We start from the raw sequence: 13995 nt of genomic DNA on the forward strand, positions 1-13995 counted from the left end.
CATCAACCGATCGGTTGATGGGCGGTACGACCAGCGGAGCCGACCGGTACGACTCCGGGGCCGACCGGTACGGCCCACCGGCCGCGGAGGAGTGCCGTCCGAAACTCGGTGGGCGTTGTCAGTGGCAAACCGTAGGCTCGCCACTGATGCCGACGACTACACGTGCCACCACAGAGACGACCGGTCAACTCTCCGCCGTGCGGACGCTGTTGCGGCTGTGGCCGTACGTGCGTCCGGTGCGGGCGCGGTGGGCGGGCGCGGCGTTCGTGGCGGTGCTCGCGTCGTGTCTGGCGCTGGTCTTCCCGCTGGTCCTGAAGTGGATCGTGGACGGCCCGGTGACCGAGCGCGACCCGGGCGGGGTGTGGCTGGGCGCCGGGGTGCTGCTCGCGCTCGGCATCGCGGAGGCACTGCTCTTCGGGCTGCGCAGATGGCTGGTGGCGCGGCCGCTCGCGGGGGTGGAGGCGGCGCTGCGGGCCGATCTGTACCGGCACCTCCAGCGGCTCCCGGTCTCCTTCCACGACCGGTGGGCCTCGGGCCAGTTGCTGTCGCGCGGCACGACGGACCTGATGGTGCTGCGGATGTTCCTCGCCTTCCCGCTGACGTTCCTGATCGTCAACGGGGTGACGATCCTGGCCGGTCTCACCGTGCTGATCGTCCAGGACTGGGGGCTCGGCCTCGTCCTGCTCGCCCCGGCCGTCCCGCTGATCGCGTTCTGCTACCGCTTCGAGGACGGGTACGCGAAGGCCTCGCGGCGCGCGCAGGACCAGGTCGGCGATCTGACGACGGTCGTCGAGGAGTCCGTCCTCGGCATCCGCGTCATCAAGGGCTTCGGCCGGCACCGCAGCCAGGCCCGCGCCTTCCGCGACCTGGCGCGCACGGTGCGCGGCACGGAACTGGTCAAGGCGCGGCTGCTCGCCGGGATCCTCACGGTGATCACGCTGCTTCCCGAGGTGGCGCTCGGGGCGGCCCTGGTGATCGGCACGATCCAGGTCTCCGACGGCTCGCTGTCCGCGGGCACGCTCGTCGCGTTCCTGTCCACGGCGCTCGCGCTGCGCTGGCCCATCGAGTCGATCGGCTTCCTGCTCGCGATGAGCCAGGAGGCGGCGACGGCGACGCGGCGGTACTTCGAGGTGATGGACGCGGATCCGGAGGATCCGCGCGTCCTCGCCGACGCGAACGCCGACGCCGATGCCGACACGGACGACGGGCTGCGGTTCGAAGGCGTCGCCTTCCGCTACCCCGACGCCGCCGAGAACTCCGCCCCCACCCTCGCCCGCGTCGACCTGCACATCCGCTCCGGCGAGACCATGGCACTCGTCGGATCGACGGGAAGCGGCAAGACCACGCTCACCGCGCTCGTGCCCCGGCTCTACGACGTGACGGAGGGCCGCATCACGCTCGACGGCCGCGACATCACCGCGATGCCGCGCGCCGAGCTGCGCGAGCTGGTGTCCGTGGCGTTCGAGGAGCCCACCCTGTTCTCCGCCTCGGTCGCGGACAACGTCCTGATGGGCGCGCCCGCGGCCACGGGACCCGAGCAGCTGGAGCAGGCGCTCGACGTCGCGCAGGCGGGGTTCGTGCACCGGCTGCCCGACGGCGTCGACACGGAGGTCGGCGAGCAGGGCCTGAGCCTGTCCGGCGGCCAGCGCCAGCGCCTCGCCCTGGCCCGCTCCGTCGTGGGCACGCCCCGCTTCCTGATCCTCGACGACCCGCTGTCCGCGCTCGACGTGCACACGGAGGCCGCGGTGGAGGCCGCGCTGCGCCGGGTGCTCGCCGACAGCACGGCGCTCGTGGTCGCGCACCGGCCGTCCACGGTGCTGCTCGCCGACCGGGTGGCGCTGCTGTCCGAGGGCCGGATCACGGCGGTGGGCACCCACCACGAACTGCTGCGCACGAACGGCGAGTACAGACATCTGATGTCGGGCGAGCACACCGAGGAGACGGGCTCGGGGACGGAGACGGAGCGCGTATGACGACGACCACGAGGCCGAACGACAAGACGGGTCCGCAGGGCGAATCCCCGGAACCCGAGGACATCCAACTCCCCTCCCCCGGCGACCCGTTCGACCAGGACGACCTGCCGACACCCGAGGGCGCGACGGGCGGACTGCTGCGCTCGCTGCTCGCGCCCCACCGCCGCACGGTCGCCCTCACCGTCCTCGCCCTGCTCCTCCAGCAGGCCGCCGTGCAGTCCGGCCCGCTGATCGTCGCGTACGCCATCGACAGCGCGGTCCCCGCGTTCCGGGCGCACGACTACGGGCCGCTGATCGCGGTCGGCGCGGGCTTCCTGCTGTGCGCGGTCGGTTCGGCGGCCTTCGTGTACGCGTACATCCGGTTCTCGGCCCGCGTCAGCCAGAACGTGCTGGTCGACCTGCGCGGCCGCATCTTCCGGCACGCGCAGGCGCTGAGCGTGGACTTCCACGACCGGTACACGTCGGGCCGGGTCATCTCGCGGGCCACCACGGACGTCGAGGCGCTGCGCGAACTGCTCAGCGAGGGCCTCCAGGAACTGGTCAACGTCATCGTGGGCTCCGCCTACATCACGGCGATGCTGCTCTGGCTCGACCTGGGCATCGGCGCGGTCGCTGCGCTCTCCTTCATCCCCCTCTACGTCATGATCCGGCTGTACCGGCAGCGGGCGGCGCGGGCGTACGCGGAGCGCTCCTCGGCGATCGCCGCGGTCATCGTGAAGTTCGTCGAGACCATGAACGGCATCCGCCCCGTACGCGCCTTCCGCCGTGAACAGGCCAACGACGAGCACTTCGCGAAGCTCAACCACCGGCACGAGCGGTCCAACGGCACGGCGATGCTGGAGATGGCGCGCTACGTGATCGGCTCCCGGCTGCTCGCGAACACGGCGGTGGCGGGCATGGTGCTGTGGGGCGCGTACCGGGTCGCGGGCGGCACACTCGAACTCGGCGTCCTCGCCGCGGCGGTGCTCTACATCCGTCGCCTGTACGACCCGATCGACCGCCTGGCGATGTTCCTCAACGCGTACGAGAGCGCGGCCGCGTCCCTCAGGAAGATCGCGGGCCTCCTCGTCCAGGCGCCCTCGGTACCGGAACCGGCCACGCCGCGCTCCCTGCCGGCCCGGGAGAGCGAACAGCCGGGCCGCGAGGTCGAATTCCGGTCGGTCTCCTTCGGCTACCGCACGGGCGGCGAGGTCCTCCCCCGCTTCGACCTGACGCTGCCTGCCGGACAGACGGTGGCGGTGGTCGGCTCGACGGGCGCCGGCAAATCGACCCTCGCCAAACTCCTCGCCCGCCTCTACGACCCCTCGCACGGCGAAGTCCTCCTCGACGGCACGAACCTGCGCGAACTCTCCAACACCGAGCTGCGCCGCAGCGTGGTGATGGTGACGCAGGAGGCGTTCCTGTTCTCCGGGACGGTCGCCGAGAACATCGCGATCGGCCGCCCCGAGGCGACCCGCGAGGAGATCGAACAGGCCGCGAAGGCCATCGGCGCCCACGACTTCATCGCGGCGCTCCCCGACGGCTACGACACGGACGTCCGCAAGCGCGGCGGCCGGATCTCTGCGGGCCAGCGCCAGCTGGTGGCCTTCGCCCGCGCCCTCCTCGCCGACCCCGCGGTCCTGATCCTCGACGAGGCGACCAGCTCCCTCGACATCCCCGGCGAACGGGCGGTGCAGCGCGCGATGCGCACGGTGCTGCACGGCCGCACCGCCGTGGTCATCGCCCACCGCCTCTCGACGGTGGAGATCGCGGACAGAGTGCTGGTCATGTCGGCAGGCCGAGTAACAGAGGACGGCCCACCGGCGGAACTCATCGCAGGTACAGGCGAGTTCGCCGGCTTGCACCGAACCTGGCGGGAGAGCACCTCCAGCCCCGCCGGCGCATGAGCAAATCCAGCCCCGCCGGCGTTTGAGGCGCGGGGTCCGGGGCAGAGCCCCGATCTTTCCAGCCCCGCCGGCGCTTGAGGCGCGGGGTCCGGGGCAGAGCCCCGCGACCCCAACCCCGTCACCGGCAACCGAACGACGCACACCGGACAACGAACGATTTCCGGCCAACCTGTTGACGAGCCCCTGACACGCGGCAGCGCTTGGTGCCACTCTCCCAACCGCACCACTCCGCATTGCGCTCTGCCCGGCCGGACACCCTCCGACCGGTCCCCACTGACCGCCAACCCGCGGTCACGCGTAAGGAGTTCAGCGTTGCGCAAGAACACCGCCTCCCACAGACCCGGCTCCCCGAGACGCCGGGCCACGGCGATCGCCGCCGGCACCGTCGCCGCCCTGCTGACGGTCACCTTCCAGACCCTCCCCGCCACCGCGGACGCGACCGGCGCCGACCCCGGCTCCCTCCCCGCCAAGCTCTCCCCCGCCAAACGCGCCGAGCTGATACGCGAGGCGAACGCCGGCAAGGCCGGCACCGCGAAGGACCTCGGCCTCGGCAAGCAGGAGAAGCTCGTCGTACGGGACGTCCTCCAGGACAAGGACGGCACCACCCACACCCGCTACGAGCGCACCTACGGCGGACTCCCGGTCCTGGGCGGCGACTTGATCGTCGAAGCCACGAAGTCCGGAACCACCAAGGACGTCACCAAGGCCGCCAAGGCCGACCTCAAGAACGTCGACACCACCCCCGACGTGAAGCCGGCCACCGCCGAGACCCAGGCCCTGAAGCTCGCGAAGGCCGACGGTTCGAAGAAGACCGAGGCCGACAAGGCGCCCCGCAAAGTCGTCTGGCTCGGCCAGGGCGCCACGAAGGGCCAGCCCACCCTCGCGTACGAGACCGTCGTAGGCGGCCTCCAGCACGACGGCACCCCGAACCAGCTGCACGTCATCACCGACGCGAGCACCGGCAAGAAGCTCCACGAGTGGCAGGCGATCGAGACCGGCACGGGCAACACCCAGTACAGCGGCACCGTCACCCTCGGCACCGCGCAGTCCGGTTCCTCGTACACGCTGAACGACACCACCCGCGGCGCCCACAAGACGTACAACCTGAACCGCGGCACGTCGGGGACGGGCACCCTCTACTCCGGCGCCGACGACGTGTGGGGCAACGGCAGCGCGACGAACACCGAGACGGCCGCCGCCGACGCGCACTACGGCGCCGCGCTGACCTGGGACTACTACAAGAACGTGCAGGGCAGGTCCGGCATCCGCGGTGACGGCGTCGGCGCGTACAGCCGGGTCCACTACGGCAACGCGTACGTCAACGCGTTCTGGGACGACAGCTGCTTCTGCATGACGTACGGCGACGGCACCAGCAACACGCACCCGCTGACGTCGATCGACGTGGCCGCGCACGAGATGACGCACGGCGTCACGTCGAACACCGCGGGCCTCAACTACTCCGGTGAATCAGGCGGGTTGAACGAGGCGACGTCCGACATCTTCGGCTCGACCGTGGAGTTCTACGCCAACAACTCGACCGACGTGGGCGACTACCTCATCGGCGAGAAGATCAACATCAATGGCGACGGGACGCCGCTGCGCTACATGGACAAGCCGAGCAAGGACGGCGCGTCCAAGGACGCCTGGTACTCGGGCATCGGCAACGTCGACGTGCACTACTCCTCGGGCCCGGCGAACCACTTCTTCTACCTGCTCAGCGAGGGCAGCGGAACGAAGACGATCAACGGCGTGACCTACAACTCGCCGACCTCCGACGGCCTTCCGGTCACCGGCATCGGCCGCGACAAGGCGGCGCTGATCTGGTTCAAGGCGCTGTCCACGAAGTTCACGTCGACGACGAACTACGCGGGCGCCCGCACCGGCACCCTCGCGGCCGCCGGTGAGCTGTACGGGACGTCGTCCGCCGAGTACAAGGCGGTGCAGGACGCGTGGGCCGGGGTCGCCGTGGGCGCCCGGTCCGGCGGCGGCGACCCGGGCACCGGCAAGACGTTCACCAACGACGCGAACGTGACGATCCCCGACTACCCGGGGGCCGCCGTCACGTCGTCCGTCGCGGTGACGGGTGTCAGCGGTGCCGCGCCCTCCACCCTGAAGGTCGGCGTCGACATCGTGCACACGTGGAGCGGTGACCTCCAGGTGGACCTGGTCGGCCCGAGCGGGCGCACGTACCGGCTGCACAGCTCGGCGTACGACCCGACGCCCAACATCCAGACCACGTACACGGTCAACGCCTCCGCCGAGACCGCGAACGGCACCTGGAAGCTGAAGGTCCAGGACCTCGGCCAGCAGGACACGGGCTACATCAACAGCTTCAAGCTGACGTTCCCGTAAGCACGATCAAGCCGGTTCAAGCCCCAAGGGGGCGGGGGTCACCGCAACAACACCCCCGCCCCCTCCTGCGTCGCCTCCGTCGGCACGGCGACAAGCCCCGTCTCCGCCGCCGACACAAGCAGCGGATGCGCAGGCAGCACCCGCACGGTGTACCCATAGGGCCCGCTGCGGTCGAGGGCCAGCGGCCCCTCGTACGCCCAGCGCCCCTCCCCGTCCGGCCCGCCGACAGGCTTCAGCGGCACCGTCGTCGGCTCGGTGATCCGGTCCTCGGTGTCGACCCGCCCCGCGACGGCCTGCACCTCGACGTCGTCGGGACCCAACTCGCCCAGTGCGACCCGGACATGGAGGCCGAGGGTGGCCCCCAGTTCGGCGCCGCCCGCCGAGGCCTCCACATGGTCGACGGTGACGCGCGGCCAGGCGGCCCGGACCCGCGCCTTCCACGCCGCGAGGTCACGCGCCGCGTCCGGGGTGAGGGCGCGCGCGGAACCGGCGGCGGGGGCGTACAGCTGCTCCACGTACGCGCGGACCATGCGCCCCGCGAGGAGCTTCGGGCCGAGGTGGGTGAGGGTCTGGCGGACCATCTCGATCCAGCGGTCGGGCAGCCCTTCGGGGCCGCGCTCGTAGAAGCGCGGCGTCACCCGGCGCTCCAGGAGGTCGTACAGCGCGGCCGACTCCAGGTCGTCGCGCCGATGCTCGTCGGTGGCCGTTCCGTCGGCCGTCGGGATGGCCCAGCCGTAGTCGGGCTCGAACCACTCGTCCCACCAGCCGTCCAGGACGGACAGGTTGAGGCACCCGTTGAGCGCCGCCTTCATGCCGCTCGTGCCGCAGGCCTCCAGCGGGCGCAGCGGATTGTTCAGCCAGACGTCGCAGCCGGGGTACAGCTTCTGCGCCATCGCCATCCCGTAGTCGGGCAGGAAGACGATGCGGTGCCGCACCCGCGGATCGTCGGTGAAGCGCACCAGTTCCTGGACGAGCCGCTTGCCGCCGTCGTCGGCCGGGTGCGCCTTGCCCGCGACCACGATCTGGATCGGCCGCTCCTCGTCGAGCAGCAGCCGCATCAGCCGGTCCGGATCGCGCAGCATCAGCGTGAGCCGCTTGTACGAGGGCACGCGGCGCGCGAAGCCTATGGTGAGCACGTTCGGGTCCAACACGCCGTCGATCCAGCCCAGTTCGGCCGCGCCCGCGCCGCGCTGGCGCCAGGAAGCGGCGAGCCGCTCGCGCACCTCGTCGACGAGCTGTCGGCGCAGTTCGCCGCGCAGCTCCCAGATGTCCCGGTCGGGGATCTGGCCGACGGCGTCCCAGCGGGCCGAGCCGCCGACCGACAGGGCGTCCTCGGTGCGCCGCTCCCCGATCTGCCGCGCGCCGAGCCGGTACACCTCGGGGGCGACCCATGTCGGTGCGTGCACGCCGTTGGTCACGGAGGCGATCGGCACCTCCTCGACGTCGAATCCCGGCCAAAGCCCGGCGAACATGTTCCGGCTGACGGAGCCGTGCAGCGTGGAGACGCCGTTGGCGCGCTGCGCGAGCCGCAGCCCCATCACCGCCATGTTGAAGACGTTCGGGTCGCCGCCCGCGTACGTCTCCATGCCGAGGTCGAGGATGCGCTGCACGTCGAGGCCGGGCAGTTCGGCCGCGGCGCCGAAGTGGCGGGCGACGAGCTCCCGGTCGAAGCGGTCGATGCCCGCGGGGACAGGGGTGTGCGTCGTGAAGACGGCCCCGGCTCGCACCGCTTCGAGCGCGGAGTCGAAGTCCGTTCCCCGCTCGGCGAGTTCGGCGATCCGCTCCACGCCGAGGAAGCCCGCGTGCCCCTCGTTGGTGTGGAAGACCTCGGGGTCCGGGTGCCCGGTGAGCCGGCAGTACGCGCGGACGGCGCGCACCCCGCCGATCCCCAGCAGCATCTCCTGCAACAGCCGGTGCTCGCTGCCGCCGCCGTAGAGCCGGTCGGTCACCTCCCGTTCGTGGGCGTCGTTCTCCTCGACGTCCGAGTCGAGAAGGAGCAGCGGCACACGCCCCACCTGCGCCTGCCACACCCGCGCGAACAGCCGGCGCCCGCCGGGCAGGGCGAGCGCGAGGTGCACCGCGGTGCCGTCGGGCTCCCGCAGCAGGCTCAGCGGCAGCTCGTTCGGATCGGTGACGGGATACGTCTCCTGCTGCCAGCCGTCCCGGGAGAGCGACTGCCGGAAGTAGCCGTGCCGGTACAGCAGTCCTACGCCGATCAGCGGTGCCCCGAGGTCGCTCGCCGCCTTGAGGTGGTCGCCCGCGAGGATCCCGAGGCCGCCCGAGTACTGCGGGAGCGCGGCCGTGATGCCGAACTCGGGCGAGAAGTAGGCGATTCCCGCCGGTAGTTGGGACTGCCGCGCCCGCTCCTGGTACCAGCGGTCGTCGTGCAGATAGCCGCGCAGATCGTCGGCGACCTCGCTGAGCCTCGCGAGGAAGTCCTCGTCGCCCGCGAGCCGTGCAAGACGCTCGGGCGGCACGCTGCCGAGCAGCCGCAGCGGATCGCCGTCGGACGCGGCCCAGCGGTCGGGGTCCACCGCGGCGAACAGGTCACGGGTCCCGGCATGCCAGGACCAGCGCAGATTGCGCGCCAAGTCGTGCAGCGGAGCGAGGGGTTCGGGCAGGACCGGGCGGACGGTGAATCGACGGATGGCCTTCACGTGCTCACCTCTGCGGTTGCGCGTCGGATGCCTGGGTCGTGTCCCCGAGACGGTAGCCGCCCGGCCGCGGCGCGGGACAGGGCGCCCGGAACACGTACGGCGGTCCGGGCACGCGCCGTGCGCGCCCGGACCGCCGTACGCGGTGCCCCTGGGGGCCCGGTGTCAGGCGATCGCCGAACCGGTGCCGCGCGCCCCGCCGATGTAGTCGGTGAGTGCCGCGTCGTCGTACACCTCGATGTCGAGGGGCGTGCCCTTCGGCAGGTCGAAGTTCTTGACGACGGAGTCCACGGGGGCCTCGCTGCCGGGCGCGGAGTACGTGCCCAGGTTGTGCTCGGCACCGCCCTGCGTCGAGGAGACGTGCACGTAGAACGTGTCGTCGTCGTTCTTGGTGTCCAGGACGCGAAGCTGCTGCGCGGCCGGGTCGAACTCCACCTGGCCGAGGAACGAACCGTCCCGGGTCAGCCCCACCCGGACGCCGACGCTGTCGCCGACCTCCTGATAGGTCACGGCCGCTTCGGGATTGGGGTCAGCGGCCGCCGCCGGCGCGGCGGCCGCGCCGAGCAGCGCGCCCACCGCGAGGGCCGCTCCTGTGAAGATGCGTGCCAGCCGTCGCGGACGTCGGATCGCTGTCATGCGTGTTGTCCCCCAGATCAAAAAACCACATCCAAACCATTCGGACGTCGGTGCGGGAAGTCGTCGCCACAGGTCATCGGCGACCTGCCCACGATGTCAGATTTGATGATCACCCGGAGGCACGCAACGCCCAGAGCTCGTCAGCCGCCCCGAACCACCACGAAAACCCCACGTACCCGCCGCTCGCCCTCCGCCAGCCACTCGGCGGACACCTCGCCGACGGCGTCGTCCGGCGCCTTCGCCCCCGCCTCCAGGACGCGCACGATCTCGGGGCGCACGTCGTCGGTGGTGACGTGGGCGTGCACGGTCGGATCGAGCTCCCCTTCGATGCTCTGCGCGTGCGCGGGCACCTCACCCTTCAGAAGGGCGGTCAACTCTCGTACGAGAAGCGGGTCCTTGGCCCCGTCGTACACCCAGCGCTTCCCGAGCACGCCGTGCTCGGTGGTGCCGATGAGCGCGTCGTCCGGGGCGCCCTCCAGCGGGGCCCCGCGGTAGGCCATCGGCACGTGGTACGTCACCGGTTCGGGACCCGAGGTGTCCGTGGCGGCCATGAACTCGATGCCGACCTCGCCGGCCGGATCGTCGAGCCGGAACCCGCCGGACTTGGACAACTCCGGGGTGCCCGAACCCTGGTACCAGGGCTGCTTCGGCAGCCAGTCGGCGAGGAGTTCGAGCTTGGTGGGCTTCAGTGTGGTGCGGTGAATGATCGACACGGCCTCATCATCGGATGTCGCCGTGCGCCGCGCCAGGCAATTGCGCGCCCCGCGCCGACGCCCGGAAACTCCGCGCCGACGGCCGAAAACCCCGAGCGGAAGGCCGAAAGCCCGGCGTGGAAGTCCGGAAAACGCCGCAACTCAACCGCACAACCCTCACGACCGATATGGCCGATTCCGCCACCTCGTACCTCCTTGTGGTGCTTCACACCACACGAGAGGCTGCCAACTGGCGTGAGAGCGCGCCGAGTTGAGGAGGGGAACTCACCCATGGCAGGGACCGTGCGAGTGACGCGAAAGCGACGGACGCGCTGGGCCGGTGGGCTCACCGCGGTCGCCACGGTCGCGGTGCTTTCGGCCATCACGCTGCCCGCGGACGCCGCCCCCGCACAGGGACGGGTATTCGGCGCCGGCGAGCCCGGCGCCATAGCGGGCAGCTACATAGTGACACTGAAGGGGGACACGAAGGCTCCGTCCGCCGAGGGCAAGGACCTCGCGGAGAAGTACGGGGCGAAAATACGCCACACCTACAGCCAGGCGCTCAACGGCTACGCGGTGACGCTCGGCGAGGGGGAGGCCAAGCGGCTCGCGGCCGACGGGAACGTCGCGTCGGTCGTCCAGGACTCCCAGGTCACCATGGACCACACCCAGAAGAATCCGCCCTCGTGGGGCCTGGACCGCATCGACCAGAACGATCTGCCGCTCGACAACTCGTACACCTGGCCCGAGTCCGCGGGCGCCGGCGTGCACGTCTACGTCATCGACACCGGCATCCGCACCACCCACCGCGACTTCGGCGGGCGGGCCGCGAGCGGCTGGGACTTCGTCGACAACGACTCGACCGCGCAGGACGGCAACGGACACGGCACCCATGTCGCCGGGACCGTCGCGGGCGAGCAGTACGGCGTCGCGAAACAGGCCGACGTGGTCGGCGTGCGCGTGCTCGACGACGAGGGATCCGGCACGACGGCGCAGGTGCTCGCGGGCATCGACTGGGTGACCAAGCACGCCCAGCAGCCGGCCGTGGCGAACCTGAGCCTCGGCGGCTACGCGAACGCCCAACTCGACGCCGCCGTAAGGAACTCCATCGCATCCGGCGTCACGTACACGGTGGCGGCGGGCAACGACGGAATGCCCGCCGAGCTGTACTCGCCGGCCCGCGTCAAGGAAGCGATCACCGTCGGCGCGAGCGACAAGAAGGACGCGCGTGCGAGCTTCTCCAATTGGGGTACTCGACTCGACCTGTTCGCGCCCGGCGTGGACATCACGTCCGCTTCGTACAAGAGCGACTCGGGGAAGGCCACCTTCTCCGGCACGTCCATGGCGTCGCCGCACGTCGCGGGCGCGGCCGCGCTGTACCTCGCCGACCACGCGACGGCGTCGCCCGCCGACGTGAGCAAGGCACTGGCCGAGCGGGCCGTGGCGGGCAAGGTGACGGGCGCGGGCCTCGGCTCGCCGAACAAGCTGCTTCAGGTCAACAACCCTTAGAAGGAGGGTGAGTTCATGACACGGTCCCGTCGTTTTCGGCGGGACCGGTCTTATGTGTTCCCTTACGCGCCAGTAGTGACGAGTACTTGGTACGACACGGATTGCCCGTCGTGGGAGCGTGGAAGGCTCCTCCGGTACGCCGCACGGATTCATCGCACGGATTCACCGCACGGCCCTCTCCCCGAATCTCGTTTCCGCATCCCCGATTCCCCCGCGGACAGGAGCGGTCATGCCCGCAAAGCGATCTTCTTCGCACGCCTCGCGCACGCCCCGTGCGCCCGCGACACCACGCGCCACGATGGGCCGCATCCCCATACGCGACGTCCGCCCCGTCGTCGAGCGCGGCCTGCGCCCCGCCAAGGCCGTGGTCGGCGAGACCTTCCTGGTCACGGCCACCGTGTTCCGCGAGGGGCACGACGCCGTCGCCGCGAACGTCGTGCTGCGCGGCCCCGACGGCGAGCCGGGCCCCTGGACGCCGATGCGCGAGCTGGCCCCCGGGACGGACCGCTGGGGCGCCGAGGTCACCCCGGACGCACCCGGCCGCTGGACCTACCGGGTCGAGGCGTGGGGCGACCCCGTGGAGACCTGGCGGCACACGGCCAAGATCAAGATTCCGGCGGGCATCGACACCGAACTCGTTCTGGAAGAAGGCGCGTTGCTGCACGAACGCGCCGCGAAGGGCGCCCCCGCACCTTTTCGCGAAACGATTGCGCGGGCCGCCGCCGCCCTCCGTGACACCACCCGCCAGGCCCCCGCCCGGCTCGCCGCGACGCTCACCCCCGACGTCCTGCGGGCCCTCGCCCGCCACCCGCTGCGCGAACTGGTCACCCGCAGCGGCAAGTTGCCGCTTCTGGTGGAGCGGGAACGGGCGTTGTTCGGGTCCTGGTACGAGTTCTTCCCGCGGTCCGAGGGCGCGGTGGTCGAGCCGGGCCGGCCGCCGGTGAGCGGTACGTTCCGCACGGCGGCCCGTCGGCTTCCGGCCATCGCGGAGATGGGCTTCGACGTGGTGTACCTGCCGCCCGTGCACCCCATCGGCACCACCTTCCGCAAGGGCCCCAACAACTCGCTCTCGCCGGGCCCGTACGACGTGGGGGTGCCGTGGGCGATCGGCTCGCCGGAGGGCGGTCACGACGCGATCCACCCGGACCTGGGGACGTTCGAGGACTTCGACGCGTTCGTGGGCCGGGTCCGGGAGTTGGGCATGGAGGTGGCCCTCGATTTCGCGTTGCAGTGCTCGCCGGACCACCCCTGGGTGGACAAGCACCCCGACTGGTTCCACCACCGCCCGGACGGCACCATCGCGTACGCGGAGAATCCTCCGAAGAAGTATCAGGACATCTATCCGCTCGCCTTCGACAAGGACATGCCGGGACTGATCGCCGAGACGGTGCGGATCCTGCGCCTGTGGATGGATCACGGGGTGCGGATCTTCCGCGTCGACAACCCGCACACCAAGCCGGTCGTCTTCTGGGAGAAGGTGATCGCGGACATCAACGGCACCGACCCGGACGTGATCTTCTTGGCGGAGGCGTTCACCCGGCCCGCGATGATGCACACCCTCGCGGCGATCGGTTTCCAGCAGTCGTACACGTACTTCACCTGGCGCAATTCGAAGCAGGAACTCACCGAGTACGCCCTGGAGTTGAGCGGGGAGGCGGCCTGCTACATGCGGCCGAACTTCTTCGTGAACACCCCCGACATCCTGCACGCGTTCCTGCAGGACGGCGGCCGCCCCGCCTTCGAACTCCGCGCCGTCCTGGCCGCGACCCTCTCGCCGACGTGGGGCGTCTACAGCGGCTACGAACTGTGCGAGAACACTCCGCTGCGCGCCGGAAGCGAGGAGTATCTCCACTCCGAGAAGTATCAACTGCGGCCCCGTGACTGGGAGTCGGCCGAACGAGAGGGCCGCACGATCGCCCCGCTGATCACCGCGCTCAACGCGATACGCCGCCGCAACCCGGCCCTGCACACCCTGCGCGGCGTGCACTTCCACGAGGCCGACCAGGACGCGGTGCTCGTGTACTCGAAGACCGCCACGTCCGCACAGGGCTCGAACACGGTCCTGGTGGTCGTGAACCTCGACCCGCACCACACCCAGGAAGCCACGGTGTCGTTGGACATGCCGCACCTGGGGCTCGACTGGCACGCATCCGTGCCGGTGCGGGACGAACTCACCGGCGACACCTATCACTGGGGCAGAACGAACTATGTGCGCCTGGAGCCGGGCCGCACGCCCGCGCACATCCTCGTCCTCCCGCCACCGGCCACGCCGCGATGAATTCTCAGGAGTACA

General features: G+C 70.8%; 8 protein-coding genes. 5 read left to right on the forward strand and 3 right to left on the reverse strand.

The features are described 5' to 3' along the window. Window positions 1–146 precede the first annotated feature (146 nt). The 3 genes from ACOKM3_RS15345 (at window position 147) to ACOKM3_RS15355 (ending at window position 6211) form a co-directional block, all read left to right on the forward strand. Window positions 147–1973 (forward strand): ABC transporter ATP-binding protein, encoded by a 1827-nt coding sequence (locus tag ACOKM3_RS15345; protein WP_426900824.1) that lies wholly within the window; start codon window positions 147–149, stop codon window positions 1971–1973. Further along, window positions 1970–3859 carry an ABC transporter ATP-binding protein gene (locus ACOKM3_RS15350; RefSeq protein WP_426900826.1) on the forward strand — a complete coding sequence of 630 codons (1890 nt, stop codon included), beginning with the start codon at window positions 1970–1972 and terminating at the stop codon, window positions 3857–3859. Before ACOKM3_RS15345 ends, ACOKM3_RS15350 begins: the two co-directional genes overlap by 4 nt. A 312-nt stretch (window positions 3860–4171) precedes the next feature. Then, window positions 4172–6211 (forward strand): M4 family metallopeptidase, encoded by a 2040-nt coding sequence (locus ACOKM3_RS15355; protein ID WP_426900828.1) that lies wholly within the window; start codon window positions 4172–4174, stop codon window positions 6209–6211. A gap of 38 nt (window positions 6212–6249) precedes the next feature. On the opposite strand, the gene glgP is transcribed toward ACOKM3_RS15355, so the two are convergent. From glgP to ACOKM3_RS15370, 3 genes are all read right to left on the reverse strand, one after another. Beyond that, window positions 6250–8868 (reverse strand): alpha-glucan family phosphorylase, encoded by a 2619-nt coding sequence (gene glgP, locus ACOKM3_RS15360; RefSeq protein WP_426900830.1) that lies wholly within the window; start codon window positions 8866–8868, stop codon window positions 6250–6252. Window positions 8869–9030: 162 nt separating this feature from the next. After that, the gene (locus tag ACOKM3_RS15365; RefSeq protein WP_426900832.1) at window positions 9031–9501 is read right to left on the reverse strand and encodes a hypothetical protein; all 471 of its coding nucleotides are present in this window, start codon (window positions 9499–9501) and stop codon (window positions 9031–9033) included. A 140-nt stretch (window positions 9502–9641) separates the two neighbouring features. Next, window positions 9642–10214 (reverse strand): maltokinase N-terminal cap-like domain-containing protein, encoded by a 573-nt coding sequence (locus ACOKM3_RS15370; RefSeq protein ID WP_426900834.1) that lies wholly within the window; start codon window positions 10212–10214, stop codon window positions 9642–9644. A gap of 270 nt (window positions 10215–10484) precedes the next feature. On the opposite strand from ACOKM3_RS15370, the gene ACOKM3_RS15375 reads away from it, so the two are divergent. After that, window positions 10485–11702, forward strand: coding sequence for a S8 family peptidase (locus ACOKM3_RS15375; RefSeq protein WP_426900836.1), 1218 nt, complete (start codon window positions 10485–10487; stop codon window positions 11700–11702). Window positions 11703–11931: 229 nt separating this feature from the next. Beyond that, window positions 11932–13980, forward strand: coding sequence for an alpha-1,4-glucan--maltose-1-phosphate maltosyltransferase (locus ACOKM3_RS15380; protein ID WP_426900838.1), 2049 nt, complete (start codon window positions 11932–11934; stop codon window positions 13978–13980). Window positions 13981–13995 lie beyond the last annotated feature (15 nt).

The organism is Streptomyces nidicola, assembly GCF_050106155.1.
Lineage (GTDB): Bacteria > Actinomycetota > Actinomycetes > Streptomycetales > Streptomycetaceae > Streptomyces.

Coding starts and splice junctions, on each gene's coding strand:
- ACOKM3_RS15345 (WP_426900824.1), top strand. CDS start 147: ATGCCGACGACTACACGTGCCACCACAGAGACGACCGGTCAACTCTCC.
- ACOKM3_RS15350 (WP_426900826.1), top strand. CDS start 1,970: ATGACGACGACCACGAGGCCGAACGACAAGACGGGTCCGCAGGGCGAA.
- ACOKM3_RS15365 (WP_426900832.1), bottom strand. CDS start 9,501: ATGACAGCGATCCGACGTCCGCGACGGCTGGCACGCATCTTCACAGGA.
- ACOKM3_RS15375 (WP_426900836.1), top strand. CDS start 10,485: ATGGCAGGGACCGTGCGAGTGACGCGAAAGCGACGGACGCGCTGGGCC.
- ACOKM3_RS15380 (WP_426900838.1), top strand. CDS start 11,932: ATGCCCGCAAAGCGATCTTCTTCGCACGCCTCGCGCACGCCCCGTGCG.